Source organism: Kosakonia sp. BYX6 (assembly GCF_038449125.1).
Classification (GTDB): domain Bacteria; phylum Pseudomonadota; class Gammaproteobacteria; order Enterobacterales; family Enterobacteriaceae; genus Kosakonia; species Kosakonia calanthes.
Map to the genome: position 1 here is coordinate 3,091,713 of NZ_CP151800.1, position 17,144 is coordinate 3,108,856.

Sequence of the window (17,144 nt, forward strand, 5' to 3'; positions counted from 1 at the left end):
TTCTTTTATCAATCCCATTGCATCGCGGCGTAATTCACGGAAAATGCCGCGATAAATGCTTTTCAACACAGTGGATTGATATGAAGGTTCTGGTCACGGGCGCAACCAGCGGTTTAGGCCGAAACGCGGTCGAGTATCTGCGTCAAAAAGGTATCGCAGTCCGGGCGACGGGTCGCAACGAAGCCATGGGCAAGTTGCTGAGCAAAATGGGCGCAGAGTTTGTGCATGCGGATTTGACCCAACTGGTCTCATCGCAGGCTAAAGTGATGCTCGCCGACATCGATACGCTGTGGCACTGCTCCAGCTTTACCTCGCCGTGGGGCACGCAAGAAGCCTTTGATCTCGCCAACGTGCGCGCAACGCGCCGTCTCGGCGAATGGGCGGTGGCGTGGGGCGTGCGTAACTTTATTCATATCTCCTCCCCTTCACTCTATTTTGATTATCACCACCATCGCGATATCAATGAGGATTTCCGCCCGGTGCGTTTCGCCAATGAGTTTGCCCGTAGCAAGGCCGCTGGCGAGCAGGTGATCGATCTGCTGGCGCAGGCCAACCCGCACACTCGCTTCACCATTTTGCGCCCGCAAAGCCTGTTCGGCCCGCACGATAAAGTCTTTATTCCGCGTCTGGCGCAGATGATGCAACATTACCGCAGCGTGTTATTGCCGCGCGGCGGCGATGCGCTGGTGGATATGACCTACTACGAAAATGCGGTACACGCGATGTGGCTGACGAGCCAACCGGCGTGCGATACGCTGCCTTCCGGGCGCGCGTATAACATCACCAATGGCGAACCGCGCTCGCTGCGCAGTATCGTGCAAACGTTGATTGATGAACTGGGTATTCATTGCCGCATTCGCTCCGTGCCTTACGCGATGCTGGATATGGTCGCCCGCAGCATGGAGCACTTTGGCGATAAGCGCGCGAAAGAGCCGGCGTTTACCCATTACGGCGTGTCGAAGCTCAACTTTGATTTCACGCTGGACATCGCACGCGCCCAGCAAGAACTGGGCTATACGCCGATGGTGACGCTGGATGAAGGCATCAAACGCACAGCGTATTGGTTGAAAGATCACGGCAAGTTGCACCGCTAATCTCATTAAAACGGCCCGGACTTTATCTCTGAAACCCGTTGGCCGTTTTTATCGATGTAAAACCACTCGCCACCGCCCAGCCCGATATGTTCTCCCTCACCCTGCGGCTTGCAGCCCGTACAAACCAACGCTTTGCCTTCCTGAAATTGCCAGGCGTAATCATATTTCGCCGCAATGTGGTTGTTAAACGCATCGTCCCAATAACCGACTTTGCCATTCTGCCGCGAGCGCACCAGCCCTTCGACAAACCAGTCTGGCCCGTTATCAAAATGAATGACCGACAGGTAACTTTCCGGCCCGCGCACATAGTAATCGGCATCCGGTAGCCCTGCCTCGCGGGTGTAATCGTACAAGCCCACCCACGACATGCCATCAACATCCTGCGTTTTGGCGAACAGCGCCGGTAAAAACACCAGTTTGCCATCCTTCAACACGGCGCAGTCGTCGAGGGTTTCGACATTGTCGGTTTTTTTATCCCAGTAAGAACAGCTAAAAGGGGGCGTTGGCGCGCCGTGTGCGGCAAAAGCCGCCATCAGCAGGGCGCCTGTGATGATGCGAAACATCATATCCATTGACCTCGTCACATAAAGGCCGGCAGGTATCATCCCGCCTGACCATATTTTTCCAGTAATGCCTCGGCAATGGCCTGGCTTTCGGCGTCAGCAACGCCGTTCCATAACGCCGGGCGAAAATGCATCTGAAACGCCATAATCACCCTTTTTTGCTGCGCGGGTGTCATTTGCGGATTGACGTCATAACCATAACGCGCCAATAAATCGAGCAGCGACGCGGTCTCCACCGGCTCATAGGCGGAACGACCATTAAGATAAAACGCCACGCGCGCCGCATCGGGCCACGCGCCAATCCCCTGTGCCGCCAGCGCTTGCCACGGGAACAGCGGGCCGGGGTCGTCTTTGCGCTGCGGGGCAATATCCGCATGCGCCACCACGTTTTGCGGCGCAATGTTGTAACGCGTGAGGATATCTTTTACCAGCGGAATCAACGCGGTAATTTGCGCTGGCGCAAACGGAGCGAACTGTTTTCCCGCCGCCGTGTTTCGCCAACCGCGGTTTTCCAGCTCAATTCCGATGGAGGTATCATTGATGCGCGTTGCGCCGCGCCAGAAACTGGGACCGGCGTGCCAGGCGAGTTCTTGCTCTGGCACCAATTGCCAGATGCGCGGTTTGCCCCGGTGCAATGGTGGGTTTGCCGGGATCAGATAATGGGCGCTGACCTGTTTATCTGTCAGCGTGGCGAGCGAAACGTCGAAGTCATCCGCCGTGTAGTGGATAACCAATACTTTGATGCGCGGATACGCTGCCTGCGCCGCATGACGGGTATCCAACTGATACCCTTCTTTATCGATAACGCCTTTTTCGCTGACACAACCCGCGAGAAGCAGCGCCAACAGCACGAATCCCCACTTTTTCATGCGCGTGTTTTCACTGCCGTGCCGCTGACGCAGACCATCAGCATGCTGCCGTCTTTCCCTACGGTTTCGTAATCGACATCAATGCCCACAACGGCATTGGCACCAAGCTGCTGCGCCTGTTCGCCGAGTTCGCGAAAAGCGATTTCACGCGCTTTGCGGAGCTCTTTTTCATAGGCGCCGGAACGCCCGCCCACGATATCGCGGATACCGGCAAAGAAATCGCGAAACACATTCGCCCCGAGAATGGCTTCCCCGGTAACGACACCGCAATATTCGACAATCGGCTGCCCTTCCAGCGTCGGCGTAGTTGAAAACTGCATAGGGTTCTCCTTTTAACGTTCAATGCGTTACCCCACACATTATCAGATCAATACACTATTCTTGAAAGGTCGTGACTTCTGAAGAGAAATAAGGAAATCAATATGCGCTATTCAGTTTTGACTCTTGTCCTGCCGTGCGCGCTGCTGTTAAGCGCTTGTACCACCGTAACGCCCGCCTTTAAGGACACCGGCACACGCAGCGGTCAGTGCGTAGAAGGCGGCCCCGACAGCGTGGCACAACAATTTTATGACTACCGCATTGCCCATCCGAAAAGCGACTGGTCGGCGCTGCGCCCTTATCTGAGTGATGATTTGACTAAAATGCTTACCGCCGCTAACCGTGATGCACGTAACAACGCGCTGCTGAAAGCCGATCCGTTCTCCAGCCGCGCGGTGACGCCGGAACACGCCGATGTCGCCAGCGCATCGACCATTCCGAATACCGATGCGCGGAATATTCCACTGCGTGTGAAGCTTAGCCAGGGCAGCCAAACGTGGCAGGATGAAGTGCTGATGATCCGCGAAGGCCAGTGCTGGGCCGTAGATGACGTGCGTTATCTCGGCGGCAACGCGCACGCCCCGGCGGGCACATTGCGCCAGTCTATTGAACACCGCTGATTATTAAGTAAACCTATCGTTAATCCCCGTAAAATGTCTGGCATTCCATGGTGAATGCCGACATTTATGCCTGGTTCCCTCGACGTTCGGTATTTTGTGCTAAGTTTAGGTAGGAACTTGGTTTCTTTTTAAGTTTTAACGCACAAATATTGCATAACTATTCTGTCAACGTTACTATTTGCGGCCTCAATTGCTATCAGACTGCTTCGATGAGTATTAAATTAAACAGCATCAATTGCTTTTATGGCGCGCACCAGGCGCTATTCGACATCACACTGGATTGCCCGCAGGGCGAAACGCTGGTGCTGCTCGGCCCAAGCGGCGCGGGTAAAAGTTCGCTGTTGCGCGTACTCAACCTGCTCGAAATGCCGCGCTCCGGCCAGTTAAGCATCGCAGGCAATCATTTCGACTTTGCAAAAACCCCGTCTGATAAAGCGATCCGTGAGTTACGCCAGAACGTGGGCATGGTATTCCAGCAATATAATCTTTGGCCGCATTTGACCGTGCTGCAAAACCTGATTGAAGCGCCGTGCCGCGTGCTCGGTTTAAGCAAAGATCAGGCGCTGGCGCGCGCCGAAAAGCTGCTGGAACGTTTACGTCTCAAACCGTATAGCGATCGCTATCCGCTGCATTTGTCCGGCGGCCAGCAACAGCGTGTGGCCATTGCCCGCGCGCTGATGATGGAACCGCAGGTACTGTTGTTTGATGAACCTACCGCTGCGCTCGATCCGGAAATCACCGCGCAGATCGTCAGCATCATTCGTGAGCTGTCGGAAACCGGCATTACGCAAGTTATCGTGACCCACGAAGTGGAAGTGGCGCGCAAGACGGCCAGTCGCGTGGTGTATATGGAAAACGGTCACATTGTTGAGCAAGGGGATGCGGGCTGCTTTGCCGCGCCGCAGACCGACGCGTTTAAATACTACCTATCTCACTGAAGACTCGGGAATAATGACAATGAAAAAAGTACTGATTGCCGCGCTACTTTCAAGCGTCAGCCTTAGCGCCACAGCAGCCCAGACCATTCGTTTCGCCACCGAAGCGAGCTACCCTCCGTTTGAATCCACCGATGCCAACAACAAAATTGTCGGCTTCGATGTGGATCTGGCCAACGCGTTGTGTAAAGAGATCGATGCCACTTGCACCTTTACCAACCAGGCCTTCGACAGCCTGATCCCAAGCCTGAAATTCCGCCGCTTCGACGCGGTAATGGCCGGTATGGACATCACCCCTGAGCGTGAAAAACAGGTTCTGTTCACCACTCCGTATTACGACAACTCCGCGCTGTTCATCGGCCAGCAGGGTAAATTCACCGGTGTTGACCAGTTAAAAGGTAAGCGTGTTGGCGTGCAGAACGGCACCACGCATCAGAAATTCATCACGGATAAACACCCGGAAATCACCACTGTTCCTTACGACAGCTACCAGAACGCGCGTCTGGATCTGCAAAATGGCCGTATCGACGCGGTGTTTGGTGACACAGCGGTGGTGACCGAGTGGCTGAAGGCTGATGCGAAACTGGCAGCCGTAGGCGATAAAGTGACCGATAAAGATTACTTCGGCACCGGCCTCGGCATCGCGGTTCGCCAGGGCAACACTGAGCTGCAGCAGAAATTCAACGCCGCGCTGGAAAAAGTGAAGAAAGATGGGACTTACCAGACCATCTATAGCAAATGGTTCCAGAAGTAATACTTAATGAACGAAATGTTTCCATTAGCAAGCGCCGCCGGGATGACCGTCGGCCTTGCCGTCTGTGCATTGATCATCGGCCTGATTCTGGCGATGATCTTTGCCGTCTGGGAGTCCGTTAAGTGGCGTCCCATTGCCTGGATTGGCACTGCGCTGGTGACACTGTTGCGTGGCCTGCCGGAGATCCTGGTCGTCCTGTTTATCTATTTCGGCTCCTCGCAACTGCTGCTGATACTCTCTGATGGCTTCGTCATCAATTTGGGTATCGTGCAGATTCCGGTGCAAGTGCAGATTGAGAACTTCGATGTCAGCCCGTTCCTGTGCGGCGTGATCGCCCTCTCCTTGCTCTACGCGGCTTACGCTTCGCAGACCCTGCGCGGAGCGTTAAAAGCGGTGCCGGACGGGCAGCGTGAATCCGGCCAAGCGCTGGGTTTAACGAAGGCGGCGATTTTCTTCCGTCTGGTGATGCCGCAAATGTGGCGTCATGCGCTGCCAGGGCTAGGTAACCAGTGGCTGGTGCTGCTGAAAGATACCGCGCTGGTGTCGCTGATAAGCGTGAACGATTTGATGTTGCAAACCAAAAGCATTGCCACCCGTACGCAGGAGCCGTTTACCTGGTATATCGTGGCGGCGGCGATCTATTTGGTGATCACGTTGTTCAGCCAGTGGGTGCTCAAGCGCATCGATCTGCGCGCGACGCGCTTTGAACGGAGGCCGGGATAATGCTTGAGTTCATGCCTGAGCTGTTCAAAGGCCTGCATACCAGCCTGACGCTGACCGTGGCGTCACTGATTGTGGCGCTGGTTTTATCGCTGCTGTTTACCATCGTCCTGACGCTGAAAACGCCGGTACTGACGCAGATTGTGCGCGGTTACATCACGCTGTTTACCGGTACGCCACTGCTGGTGCAAATCTTCCTGATTTACTACGGGCCGGGGCAATTCCCGTCGTTGCAGAACTATCCGGTGGTCTGGCATCTGCTGTCTGAACCGTGGCTGTGCGCAATGCTGGCGCTGTCGCTGAACAGTGCGGCGTATACCACGCAATTGTTTTACGGCGCGATCCGCGCAATTCCGGACGGCCAATGGCAATCCTGCGGTGCGCTGGGGATGAGCAAGAAAGACACGCTGGCGATTTTGCTGCCTTATGCATTTAAGCGTGCCCTTTCTTCCTACTCCAACGAAGTGGTGCTGGTCTTCAAAAGTACCTCGCTGGCTTACACCATTACACTGATGGAAGTGATGGGGCACGGTCAGTTGCTGTATGGACGCACGTATGATGTGACGGTATTTGGCGCGGCAGGCCTGATTTATCTGGTGGTCAACGGCTTGTTGACGCTGATGATGCGCCTGATTGAACGCAGAGCGTTGGCCTTCGAACGGCGCAACTAATTGCATAAATACCAGAAAAAGGCGAGTTAATGCATTCATTACTCGCCTTTATTTTTATCTTATGTGAAATAATTAAGCATTATTATTGAATATAAATTCAGTTGATGGCATTGTTAGCCCCATGCCTCAGACACGGCAACAACAATAAGATTGACCGACAGGAGCTTGATAATGAAAAAACTGATACTGGCCGCCCTTCTCGCAACATTCGCCGCAGGTGTCTCTGCGGCTGACAAAATTAATTTTGGCGTCTCTGCGACCTATCCACCGTTTGAATCCATGGATGCCAGCAACAAGATTGTCGGTTTCGATATCGATCTGGCGAATGCGCTCTGCAAGCAAATGCAGGCGGACTGTACCTTTACCAACCACGCTTTCGACAGCCTGATCCCGTCGTTGAAATTCAAGAAATATGACGCGGTCATTTCCGGGATGGATATTACCCCGGAGCGTAGCAAGCAAGTCTCCTTTACCGACCCGTACTACGCCAACTCCGCGCTGGTGATCGCCAAAAAAGAAGCCTTTAAATCCTTCGACGATCTGAAAGGCAAACGCATCGGCATGGAAAACGGCACCACGCACCAGAAATACCTGCAAGATAAACACCCGGAAGTGAAAACCGTCGCTTACGACAGCTATCAAAACGCGATTATCGACCTGAAAAATGGCCGTATTGATGGGGTGTTTGGCGATACCGCCGTGGTTAACGAGTGGCTGAAAACCAACCCGCAATTGGGTGTCGCGACGCCGAAAGTGACCGACGCGCAATATTTTGGTACTGGCCTCGGCATCGCGGTTCGCCCGGATAACAAAGCGCTGCTGGAGAAATTGAACGCCGCGCTGAAAGCGATTAAAGCGAATGGTACGTACCAGAAAATCAGCGATCAGTGGTTCCCGCAGTAATATTTTTGCCCGGTAAGCGCAGAACCACCGGGCGAGGTGACAAAAAAGCCGCTTGTGCGGCTTTTTTTATTGCTTAACCAATAGCGTCAACACTTCGTAATGTGCAGTATGCGGAAACATATCGAACAACTGCACTCGCGCAATGCGGTAGCCTGGCAACCGCGCGATATCGTTCGCCATCGTCGTGGCATTACAGCTGGAATAGATAATAAATGGCGGTGCCATGCGACTCAGGTATTCGCACAGTTGCGCACCAATCCCGCGGCGCGGCGGGTTGACCAGCACCAGGTCCGGCACATCGCCCTGCGCGGTGGCGAACTGCGTGGAATCCAGCGCCTGGAAATGCAGATTGTGCAGGCCAAGCGCCTGTGCCGATTGTGTCGCACAGGCGATGGCTTCCGGCGCGATTTCAATACCGGTAAGGCGCATTTCAGGCGTGGCGCAGTGCAAACCAAAGCCGCCAACACCGCAAAACAGATCCCACATATGCGCCACCGGTAACGCGCGTACCCAGTCGCGGGCAGTGGCATAAAGCTGGCTGGCAACGGTTGGGTTGGTCTGGAAAAAACTTTGCGGGCGAATCCACAGCGGCACGCCGTTGAAACTTTCCGCCAGTGCCTGCTGTTCGGTCAGGAAAATCTCTTTCTCCCCTTCCATGATCGCCATGTGCACCGGCTGAATATTCACAGAAATCACCGTCAATTGCGGTAACTGCGCCTGCAACCACGGCAGCGCGGCGCGTAACTGCTCCAGCTTCTCTTCCGAGCGCAACACAAAACGCAGCATCATACCGCCGTCTTGCTGGCTTTCGGTTAACAGCAGGTATTTCAACTCGCCGCGTTTGCGCGCCACGTTATAGGGCGTCAGCCCGGCACGGGCGATAAAGGGTTTCAGCGCCGCGAACACCGGCGCAAAAGAAGCAGGATAAAGAGAACATGAGGTGAGATCTTCTGGCGTACCGTCGCGATGCAACATGCCGAGCAGCGGTTTTTCAACACTGCCGCTGACCACCATTTTGGCTTTATTGCGAAACCCTTGTTCAGGGCCGCTGACAGGCGCGCACCACGCTTCGACCGGTAATTCCGCCAGCAAATTCTGTAGGTCGTTCATTTTGGCGGAAAGTTGCAACGAGACCGGTTGTTCGATCCACTGACAGGAACGACAGCGACCAGCATCAAAGAGTGCGCACTGCATAATAAAGCCTTTCGTTTTGCGGGGCCGGGATTGTACCACCGTTATCGCAAGCGGAAAAAGCGTCGGCTGGGCGCGGGAACAAACAGCAGAAACAGCACCAGCAGATCGGGCAATTTTTGCATCATCAGCGAGCTGAAAATCTCGTGGCGCGAACCGCCGGCAATACTGAACAATTCCGGGTAACCGTAACCCAGCGAGGCGGCCCACAAATAGCCAGTCGCGACGACTTGCGAGGCGAGGTAAAGCCAGCGCGCCCAATTCCGGCCTTTGACCACCGAAAAGGCGCAGAGGATTTCGATAAACACCAGCAGCAGGCTGCCGAGAAAAATCAACGTCAGACTCCAGGTCTGCGCGCTGCGCTGGACAAAATCCACCAAGCCGCGCAGCCCCAGTAAATTAAACACCATCAAAACATCAACACAGCGAATGATAATAATGGCGATAGCCGCCACTTGCACCAGCGCAGGTACGTTTAGCGTAGCGTGATGAGTGGTCTTCTTGAAGAACCCCAATCTGATGATTTCCCTGTGAAAAAATGCCGCGCAAGCGCGGCATCAGCGACACAATTTCCCGATTCTAATGAGTTCAGCCTTGTCTTGCACGCTGGATGTCACGGATACGTTGTTTTTCCGCGCGCGCCATCAAATACCAGGCGATCAAGCCCACAATACCCACTACGCCGAGGATCAGCGTCGCCAGCGCGTTGATTTCCGGGTTCACCCCCATACGCACGCTGGAGAAGACCAGCATCGGCAGCGTGGTCGCCCCCGGCCCGGAGACGAAACTGGCGATCACCAGATCATCCAGCGAGAGGGTAAACGCCAGCAGCCAGCCGGAAACAATCGCCGGCATGATCATCGGCAGCGTGATGACAAAGAAGACTTTCAGCGGCGTTGCACCTAAGTCCATCGCCGCTTCTTCAATAGAGCGATCCAGCTCGCGTAAACGTGAGGAGATCACCACCGCCACATAGGCGGTACAGAACGTCACATGCGCCAGCCAGATGGTCAACATACCGCGGTCGGCCGGCCAGCCAATGGCATGGGCAAGCGCGACAAACAGCAGCAGCAATGACAAACCGGTGATCACATCCGGCATCACCAGCGGCGCGGTGATCATAAAGGCAAAACCGTTGGAGCCACGGAAGCGGCCAAAACGCACCAGCACAACGCCGGCGATAGTGCCGAGGATCGCCGCCATCGTCGCCGCACAAGCAGCAATCGTCAGGCTTAACCCCACCGCGCTCATCATCGCGTCATCGCGAAACAGTTCGCCATACCAGCGCGTCGACCAGCCCGCCCACACCGTTACCAGCTTGGAACTATTGAAGGAGTAAACCACCAGCATCAGCATTGGCGCATACAGGAAAGTAAAGCCGAGCACGAGAATCAAGATACGCCAAGGCGAGCGCACTACCGGTAAAGTGTTCATTCCTGCTCCCCCGTCTGTTTCTGCTGATGTTTGTGGAACCACATGATCGGCACAATCAGCAACAGCAGCATAATGACGGCAACCGCCGACGCCACTGGCCAGTCGCGGTTATTAAAGAACTCCTGCCATAACACGCGGCCAATCATGATGCTATCCGGGCCGCCGAGCAGTTCAGGGATCACAAACTCGCCGACCGCCGGGATAAACACCAGCATGGAACCGGCGATAATCCCGCCTTTGGTCAGCGGCACAATCACGCTAAAGAAGGTTTTCAGCGGACGGGCGCCGAGATCCAGCGAAGCTTCCACCAGCGAGTAATCAATACGCGTCAGCGCGGTGTAAATCGGCAGCACCATAAACGGCAGATAGGCATAAACAATGCCGATATACACCGCCAGGTTGGTGTGCAGGATCGTCAGCGGCTGATCGATGACGCCAAGCCACAGCAGGAAATTATTCAGCACGCCGTTGTTTTTCAAAATCCCCATCCAGGCGTAAACGCGGATCAGGAACGAGGTCCACGACGGCAAAATCACCAACAGCAGCAAGATATTACGCGTCGATGACTTGCTGTGCACCACCGCCCAGGCCAGCGGGTAACCCAGCAGCAGACAGCAAATTGTCGAAATAGCCGCCACCTGTAATGACTGGAGATAGGCTTCGAAATAGAGTGGATCGTCCGTCAGTTGCAGGAAATTGCCGAGATTCAGCGTGATACTAAGTTGGCCGTCGGCCCACTCAAGCAGATCGGTATACGGCGGGATCTGGCGCGCCATTTCCGCGAGGCTGATTTTGAAAACGATCAAAAATGGCAGCAAAAACAGCAAGATTAGCCAGATATATGGCAGCGCAATCACCAGTTTACGCCCGTGGCGCATCTGCATACGCGCCAACCACAATGTCAAACCGCCCGGTTTTTCGACGCGGGCCGGTGGCTCCAGTGTACTCATCACCGCTCCTTAAACCGTCAGAACCACACAACTATCAGCATCCCAACACAGGCGAACTTCATCCCCCCAGGTTGGCGTGCCTTTACGGTAGCGATGCGCGTTCTGCAACTGGGCGCTTAACATCTGCCCGCTTTGCAAACGCACGTGATAAATAGAGAGGTCGCCGAGGTAAGCAATATGCACCACTTCGCCAACGGCAAAGTTGTAGCCATCGGCTGGCGGTTCCTCGCAGAGCATGATTTTCTCCGGGCGCAGTGCGACATACACCGGCACGTTGTCCACCACCGAAGCATCTGCATCGACTTTCAGCGGATGAACCAGCCCCGGCGAATCGATCACCAGACCGTCTTCCTGGCGCTCTTTCAACAGCCCTTCAAAGACATTCACGGAACCGATAAATTCCGCGCTGTAACGAGTAGTCGGATGTTCGTAAATCTCTTCCGGCTCGCCAATTTGCACGAACTTGCCGCGATTCATGATCGCGATGCGCCCGGCCATGGTCATCGCCTCTTCCTGATCGTGGGTTACCATCACGCAGGTCACGCCGACGCGCTCAAGGATGTCCACCACTTCCAATTGCATGCGGTCGCGCAATTTTTTATCCAGCGCGCCCATCGGTTCGTCCAGCAATAGCAATTTCGGGCGTTTCGCCAGGCTTCGGGCCAGCGCCACGCGCTGACGCTGACCGCCAGAAAGCTGGTGCGGTTTGCGTTTGGCGAATTCGCTCATGTGCACAAGGCTCAGCATTTCGGCGACGCGGCTGGTGATTTCCGCTTTCGGCAGCTTGTCCTGCTTCAGGCCAAACGCAATGTTCTGTTCTACCGTCATGTGCGGAAACAGGGCGTAAGACTGGAACATCATATTGATGGGGCGAAGATACGGCGGAACCTGCGCCAGGTCGACGCCATCAAGCATAATTTGCCCTTGTGTCGGTTGCTCAAAACCCGCAAGCATGCGCAGCAGCGTCGATTTGCCGCAGCCGGACGCGCCGAGCAGGGCAAAAATTTCGCCTTTATAAATAGTCAGGCTGACATCATCAACGGCATGCTGGCCGTCAAATGATTTGGTCAGGTTACGAATTTCCAGCAGCGGCGTCAGATCCTTGCGGCTCTTCGCCTGTGGGCGGGGAATAGCGTCATTCACTCCAGTGCTCTCCGGCATAAACATCACCCTGTTTCAACAGGTTGTCTTACAAATGACAGGACAGAGGCGCAGTACCTCTGTCCATTTTTGGGGCGACTGCACCGCCAGGGTGCAGCCCTTTCACCAGTCAGGCGATTGATTTATTTGCCACTTTTAACTTTAGTCCATGCGCGGGTTCTTACGCGGTCAATCTTCGGATCCTGGACTTTCAGTGTGAACAGCTTGGCGAAAACGTCCGGCGGCGGGAAGATTGCCGGGTTGTTACGCACTTCTTCGCTGATCATCGGTACAGAGGCTTTGTTACCGTTCGCGTAGTACACGTGGTCGCTGATATGGGCGATCACGTCCGGGCGCATCAGGTAATTAAGGAATTGATAGGCTTCGTCTTTGTTTTTCGCATCCGCTGGCATCGCGAAGACATCAAAGAACGCCAGCGCGCCCTCTTTCGGAATGGTGTAAGTAATGTTCACGCCATTCTTCGCTTCTTTCGCGCGGTTCGCGGCCTGCCAGACGTCGCCAGCCCAGCCGATAGCGACACAGATATCGCCGTTTGCCAGGTCGTTAATGTACTGGGAGGAGTGGAAGTAACGGATATTCGGACGCAGTTTCAACAGCAGGTCGGTTGCCGGACCGGTGTAATCATCCGCTTTGTTGCTGTTTGGATCTTTGCCGAGGTAGTTCAGCACGGTAGCGAAGATCTCTTCCGGTGCATCAAGGAAGGAGACGCCGCAGCTTTTCAGTTTTGCCAGGTTTTCTGGTTTCAGCACCAGATCCCAACTGTCCAGCGGCACATCGTTGCCCAGCGCGGCTTTCACTTTATCGATGTTATAGCCGATACCGGTGGTGGCCCACAGGTACGGGAAAGCGTATTTGTTATCCGGGTCGTGCTTGGCAACCATTTTCAGCACTTCCGGATCGAGGTTTTTCCAGTTCGGCAGTTTGCTCTTATCCAGCGGCTGAAACACACCCGCCGCCAGTTGGCGCTCAAGGAAACTTGCCGATGGCACGACCAGGTCGAAACCGGTGCTGCCCGCCATCAATTTACCTTCCAGCACTTCGTTGGAGTCGAACACGTCATAAACGACTTTAATGCCGGTTTCTTTTTCAAAATTTGCAACGGTGTCCGGCGCAATATAATCAGACCAGTTGTAAACATGCAGCGTCTTTTGCTCGGCGGCGAGCGTGCTGGCAGAGACAGCCATCAACGCACCCGCCACAAGACCCGATACCCATTTTTTGCTCAAGGTGGTCATATCTCATTCCTTCTGGAAAGCTCGTTAACATACGAACTAAATGTACGCGATTTAAGATATGCAAGAATCATGCATATTCTGTCACTCTGCACAGGCCGGGAGGAGAAAGCTCTTCCGGCAGACGCCGCAGGCTGCTTTAAGCACCGCAAGAATAACTGTAGCCAGGGTTTGAGGCTATAGGTCGGATTAAAAAACGCCTTTTATCAATTTTTTATGCAAGAAGAGTCTACGTGATAAGCCGTAACGCGAGGAATGAGGGTGAATAATTCTTTAAAGAAAGGTTAATTGCAGAATAAAAACATTTGTAAAGCAGCCGCCGTGGCAGCGACTGCGCTAAAGCCTGCGGGAGTCAGTGAAGAAAATTGTGCGATTCTTCGTTCATCATCAGTTCTTCTTCTTCAGGCGTGAGCAATAATTGATGTGCGTTGGCTTCCATAATCACCATGGAAATTTGCTCTTCGCTCTGGCGCATAAACCAGGCGAACTGCTCAAACACCACCCCCGGCCCTACGAATAATGACTGGCAGACGACCAGTTTTGGCAGATTATCATCCTGAATATCAAGGAACGCTTTCACGGTTAATGAACTGGCATTGATTGCCGAAAGATCTGCTGCCAGCGCCAGTAACGCAGAAGGTTTAACTTCAGCCATGGCGGTAAACAGCAAAACGTCATTAACCAGGTCGATTTTCGCATCGAACACGCCATCAAAATTTTGCATGTGCGGCAGGTGCAACGCCTGGCAATTATCGCATTCAAAAAAATTGATGCCCAATTCGTCGAGCCAATGACGCAGCGTGTCCAGACCAGGAACGACCAGTGAATCCATAAAGCAACGCTCTCTTACCGAAAAAAATTGCCCCTAGCTTACGCAAAAAGCCAGGGGCGTACCATGTGAAACGCAGGAAAATCGTCTTAGCCGCCGGTTTTCAGGCAAAAACCCGGCCGCGCGTGGCGCTCGACCCACTGGATCATGCGCCCAGCAATATCAATACCGGTGGCTTTTTCTATGCCTTCCAGCCCTGGCGAAGCGTTCACTTCCATCACCAGCGGCCCGCGGTTGGCGCGCAAAATATCTACACCCGCGACATCAAGCCCCAACGTTTGCACGGCGGTCAGCGCCATTTCACGCTCGCGCGGGGTAATGGTGGCCACTTTCGCCTGCCCGCCACGATGCAAATTGGAGCGAAAATCGCCCTCTTTCGCCCGACGCTCAATGGCGGTAACCACTTCGTTACCCACCACCAGGCAGCGAATATCGCAGCCTTTCGCTTCAGCGATAAATTCCTGCACCAGAATATGGGCGTTCAGGCCGCGAAACGCGTCGATCACGCTCTCTGCCGCCTGACGGGTTTCCGCCAGCACCACGCCGATGCCCTGCGTGCCTTCCACCAGTTTCACCACCAGCGGCGCCCCACCCACCATCTCGATCAAATCGCTGGTATCGTCCGGCGAGTGGGCAATGCCGGTAATCGGCAGGTCAATGCCCTGGCGTGCCAGCAACTGCAATGAACGCAGTTTGTCCCTGGCGCGGGTAATGGCCACGGATTCATTGAGCGGGTAACTGCCGAGAATTTCGAACTGGCGCAGCGCCGCCGTGCCGTAAAAAGTGATAGCCGAACCGATACGCGGGATCACCGCGTCAAAATGGGGGAGCTGGCGGCCTTTGTAATGAATCGACGCCGCCGCCGGGCTGATATTCATATAACAGGAGAGAGGATCGAGGATCTCGATCTGATGCCCGCGCTGCATCGCGGCTTCGCGCAGGCGTTTACATGAATAGAGCGTTCCATCCCGGGACAATATGGCTATTTTCACCCTGCACCTCTCGCAGAAGACCTGTCGAAACTTGCGTATGATACACGCAGCCGCATACAGGATGAACGGGAATTAGCGCGTCGCCCATCCCTGTTTATGCAAGTAATCAAGAATAAAAGGCCGATTCTCTTTAATGATGGTGCGACGAATATGGTCACTCCAGGTATCGCGCCGCGTATTGCTGCCACGCATTAAATAATAGTGGGCGATCTCGTCGTCATATTGCGCAAGCGCGTCTTGATTCAGCGGCTGGTAGTGATTTTCATGCACCAGCAGTTGCGCGGGCATGCGCGGTTTCTGGCCCGGATCGTCCGCTGGCCAACCGAGGCAAAGACCGAACAGCGGCAGAACGTGTTTCGGCAGTTGCAACAATTTACCCACGGCTTCAATGCTGTTGCGAATACCACCGATATAGACGCCGCCAAGCCCGAGCGATTCCGCTGCGGTAAAGGCATTTTGCGCCATCAGCGCGGTATCGACCACGCCAAGCAGCAATTGCTCCGCAAGCCCTGGGTTCGCCTCCGGGCAGATTTGAAAGTTACGGTTAAAATCGGCACAAAACACCCAGAACTCGGCGGCCTGCGCCACATGTTGCTGCCCGCCGGTGAGCGTCACCAGTTGCGTGCGCATTGCGCGGTCAGTGATGCGGATAATGGAACTGCATTGCAGAAAACTGGAACTCGACGTGGCCTGCGCGCTGGCGATGATCGCTTCACGTTGTGCTTCGGTAACAGGCTGGTCGGTGAAATGGCGAATGGAACGATGGGCGCACAGCAATTCAATCGTTGGTGTCATGTTGAATAATCCCCCGGATAAATAAGACCTCCAGTATAGACGAAGCCGCTCCGGGCGTTGTAACAGGAAATTGCCCCGAAAGGTTGCGGAGATTTCTGCAACAGGCACAACCTTCTTTCCATACGCAAACGTGAAGGCCAGGATAACGGTCATTCACCTTCAGAATTGGGAGATAGTATGTTTGCTGTCATTTTTGGTCGCCCTGGTTGCCCATACTGTGTGCGTGCAAACGCACTGGCTGAGAAACTGACCGCCGAGCGTGATGACTTCAATTATCGCTATGTTGATATCCACGCCGAAGGCATCACCAAAGCCGATCTGGAAAAAACGGTCGGCAAACCCGTGCAAACTGTGCCGCAGATCTTCCTCGATCAGCAGCACATTGGCGGTTGCACAGAGTTTGAAGCATATGCCAGAGAGCATTTCGGCCAGCTTGCCTGACCGCTCTTCGCCCCCTCAACCGGGGGGCATTTTGTTTATGCCCGCTTGCGTTGCTTAGCGATCTTATGAACAAACCAGCAACACAACCCACCCATTCCACACCAGAAAATCGCGCTAAACAGCCAGGCAACTTCCTGCCAGAACGAGCGTACAGGACTTAACATCAGATGAATCAACAGATAACAGATTGGTGCTGCCAGAGCCGCCCCGATCACCGACACAATGGCTCTGCGGCGGCGGGCAACTAACCCCGCGATAACACCGGGTACAACAAAGAGCAGTAAACCGAATTCAGGATCGCCGGACGCAGGCAGTGCGTCCTTCATATTTATGACCAGAAAGAGGCAAACCGCGATAAAAAGTAAAGAGCAACAAATAACGCCGACCCAACTTCGCCTATTCTTCAAACAATCCTCCTGACTTTTTTCTATCGCACGTTAAATCGTTCAAAAGAATGTCCGGACAGATAAAGCGTTGCGGCTCTCCTTGCCAGAAAAGGCACCCGCGCAAATACGCGATTCTCACTAGCCGTTGTAATCTAATGCGATTAAACTAACGGCCTGTTTTTGTTTTGCGAGAAATGTCTGGTGTTGCACCGCTTTTTTCATACGCCAGCGCATAAGCAAAACACTAGCTTAAATACCCATTTCTTTCAACAGCTTACAAGTAAAC

Annotated in this window: 21 protein-coding genes; 8 read left to right on the forward strand and 13 right to left on the reverse strand. The window is 54.2% G+C overall.

Annotated elements, in window-relative coordinates; translation table 11 throughout:
• Positions 1-80 precede the first annotated feature (80 nt).
• Positions 81-1,094: an NAD-dependent epimerase/dehydratase family protein gene (locus AAEY27_RS14505; protein ID WP_342321338.1), complete on the forward strand. Its 1,014-nt coding sequence runs from the start codon at positions 81-83 to the stop codon at positions 1,092-1,094.
• A gap of 5 nt (positions 1,095-1,099) precedes the next feature.
• On the opposite strand, the gene AAEY27_RS14510 is transcribed toward AAEY27_RS14505, so the two are convergent.
• From AAEY27_RS14510 to AAEY27_RS14520, 3 genes are read right to left on the reverse strand one after another with little or no spacing between them, the layout of a single operon-like run.
• Positions 1,100-1,666 (reverse strand): hypothetical protein, encoded by a 567-nt coding sequence (locus AAEY27_RS14510; RefSeq protein WP_342321339.1) that lies wholly within the window; start codon positions 1,664-1,666, stop codon positions 1,100-1,102.
• A 29-nt stretch (positions 1,667-1,695) separates the two neighbouring features.
• Positions 1,696-2,526: an N-acetylmuramoyl-L-alanine amidase gene (locus tag AAEY27_RS14515; RefSeq protein WP_342321340.1), complete on the reverse strand. Its 831-nt coding sequence runs from the start codon at positions 2,524-2,526 to the stop codon at positions 1,696-1,698.
• Entirely contained in the window at positions 2,523-2,846 is a 324-nt protein-coding gene (locus AAEY27_RS14520) for a heavy metal-binding domain-containing protein (protein WP_342321341.1), read from the reverse strand. The genes AAEY27_RS14515 and AAEY27_RS14520 overlap by 4 nt, the downstream gene beginning before the upstream one ends.
• A 102-nt stretch (positions 2,847-2,948) precedes the next feature.
• On the opposite strand from AAEY27_RS14520, the gene AAEY27_RS14525 reads away from it, so the two are divergent.
• From AAEY27_RS14525 to artJ, 6 genes are all read left to right on the forward strand, one after another.
• Positions 2,949-3,464, forward strand: a complete 516-nt coding sequence (locus AAEY27_RS14525) for a lipoprotein (RefSeq protein ID WP_342321343.1) — start codon at positions 2,949-2,951, stop codon at positions 3,462-3,464.
• Positions 3,465-3,673: 209 nt separating this feature from the next.
• Positions 3,674-4,402: an arginine ABC transporter ATP-binding protein ArtP gene (gene artP / locus AAEY27_RS14530; protein WP_342321344.1), complete on the forward strand. Its 729-nt coding sequence runs from the start codon at positions 3,674-3,676 to the stop codon at positions 4,400-4,402.
• Positions 4,403-4,421: 19 nt separating this feature from the next.
• The gene (gene artI / locus AAEY27_RS14535) at positions 4,422-5,153 is read left to right on the forward strand and encodes an arginine ABC transporter substrate-binding protein ArtI (RefSeq protein ID WP_342321345.1); all 732 of its coding nucleotides are present in this window, start codon (positions 4,422-4,424) and stop codon (positions 5,151-5,153) included.
• A 6-nt stretch (positions 5,154-5,159) separates the two neighbouring features.
• Entirely contained in the window at positions 5,160-5,876 is a 717-nt protein-coding gene (gene artQ, locus AAEY27_RS14540) for an arginine ABC transporter permease ArtQ (protein ID WP_342321346.1), read from the forward strand.
• A complete protein-coding gene (gene artM / locus AAEY27_RS14545; protein WP_342321348.1) occupies positions 5,876-6,544 on the forward strand; it encodes an arginine ABC transporter permease ArtM in 669 nt (222 codons plus the stop codon). Before artQ ends, artM begins: the two co-directional genes overlap by 1 nt.
• 171 nt (positions 6,545-6,715) lie before the next feature.
• Entirely contained in the window at positions 6,716-7,447 is a 732-nt protein-coding gene (gene artJ, locus AAEY27_RS14550; protein WP_342321349.1) for an arginine ABC transporter substrate-binding protein ArtJ, read from the forward strand.
• Positions 7,448-7,513: 66 nt separating this feature from the next.
• Here the strand turns inward: artJ and rlmC are convergent, their stop codons facing one another.
• The 9 genes from rlmC to nfsA all read right to left on the reverse strand — a co-directional run bounded on the left by rlmC (position 7,514) and on the right by nfsA (position 16,031).
• Entirely contained in the window at positions 7,514-8,641 is a 1,128-nt protein-coding gene (gene rlmC, locus AAEY27_RS14555; protein ID WP_342321350.1) for a 23S rRNA (uracil(747)-C(5))-methyltransferase RlmC, read from the reverse strand.
• 41 nt (positions 8,642-8,682) lie between these two features.
• The gene (locus tag AAEY27_RS14560; protein WP_342321352.1) at positions 8,683-9,153 is read right to left on the reverse strand and encodes a YbjO family protein; all 471 of its coding nucleotides are present in this window, start codon (positions 9,151-9,153) and stop codon (positions 8,683-8,685) included.
• A gap of 73 nt (positions 9,154-9,226) precedes the next feature.
• Positions 9,227-10,072, reverse strand: a complete 846-nt coding sequence (gene potI, locus AAEY27_RS14565) for a putrescine ABC transporter permease PotI (RefSeq protein ID WP_342321353.1) — start codon at positions 10,070-10,072, stop codon at positions 9,227-9,229.
• Positions 10,069-11,022, reverse strand: a complete 954-nt coding sequence (gene potH / locus AAEY27_RS14570) for a putrescine ABC transporter permease PotH (protein WP_342321354.1) — start codon at positions 11,020-11,022, stop codon at positions 10,069-10,071. Before potH ends, potI begins: the two co-directional genes overlap by 4 nt.
• A 9-nt stretch (positions 11,023-11,031) precedes the next feature.
• Positions 11,032-12,165: a putrescine ABC transporter ATP-binding subunit PotG gene (gene potG / locus AAEY27_RS14575; protein WP_342325587.1), complete on the reverse strand. Its 1,134-nt coding sequence runs from the start codon at positions 12,163-12,165 to the stop codon at positions 11,032-11,034.
• Positions 12,166-12,305: 140 nt separating this feature from the next.
• Positions 12,306-13,418: a spermidine/putrescine ABC transporter substrate-binding protein PotF gene (potF, locus tag AAEY27_RS14580; protein ID WP_342321355.1), complete on the reverse strand. Its 1,113-nt coding sequence runs from the start codon at positions 13,416-13,418 to the stop codon at positions 12,306-12,308.
• Between the two features lie 349 nt (positions 13,419-13,767).
• On the reverse strand, positions 13,768-14,247 hold the full coding sequence (locus AAEY27_RS14585; RefSeq protein ID WP_342321357.1) for a YbjN domain-containing protein: 480 nt from the start codon (positions 14,245-14,247) through the stop codon (positions 13,768-13,770).
• 86 nt (positions 14,248-14,333) lie between these two features.
• Positions 14,334-15,236 carry a 30S ribosomal protein S6--L-glutamate ligase gene (gene rimK, locus AAEY27_RS14590; protein WP_342321358.1) on the reverse strand — a complete coding sequence of 301 codons (903 nt, stop codon included), beginning with the start codon at positions 15,234-15,236 and terminating at the stop codon, positions 14,334-14,336.
• Between the two features lie 72 nt (positions 15,237-15,308).
• Positions 15,309-16,031, reverse strand: a complete 723-nt coding sequence (gene nfsA / locus AAEY27_RS14595; protein WP_342321359.1) for an oxygen-insensitive NADPH nitroreductase — start codon at positions 16,029-16,031, stop codon at positions 15,309-15,311.
• 177 nt (positions 16,032-16,208) lie between these two features.
• On the opposite strand from nfsA, the gene AAEY27_RS14600 reads away from it, so the two are divergent.
• Complete coding sequence (locus AAEY27_RS14600; RefSeq protein WP_342321360.1) at positions 16,209-16,472, forward strand: GrxA family glutaredoxin; 264 nt, start codon at positions 16,209-16,211, stop codon at positions 16,470-16,472.
• Between the two features lie 35 nt (positions 16,473-16,507).
• Here AAEY27_RS14600 and AAEY27_RS14605 read toward each other — a convergent pair whose 3' ends face one another.
• A complete protein-coding gene (locus AAEY27_RS14605; protein ID WP_342321362.1) occupies positions 16,508-16,879 on the reverse strand; it encodes an inner membrane protein YbjM in 372 nt (123 codons plus the stop codon).
• Between the last annotated feature and the right edge of the window lie 265 nt (positions 16,880-17,144).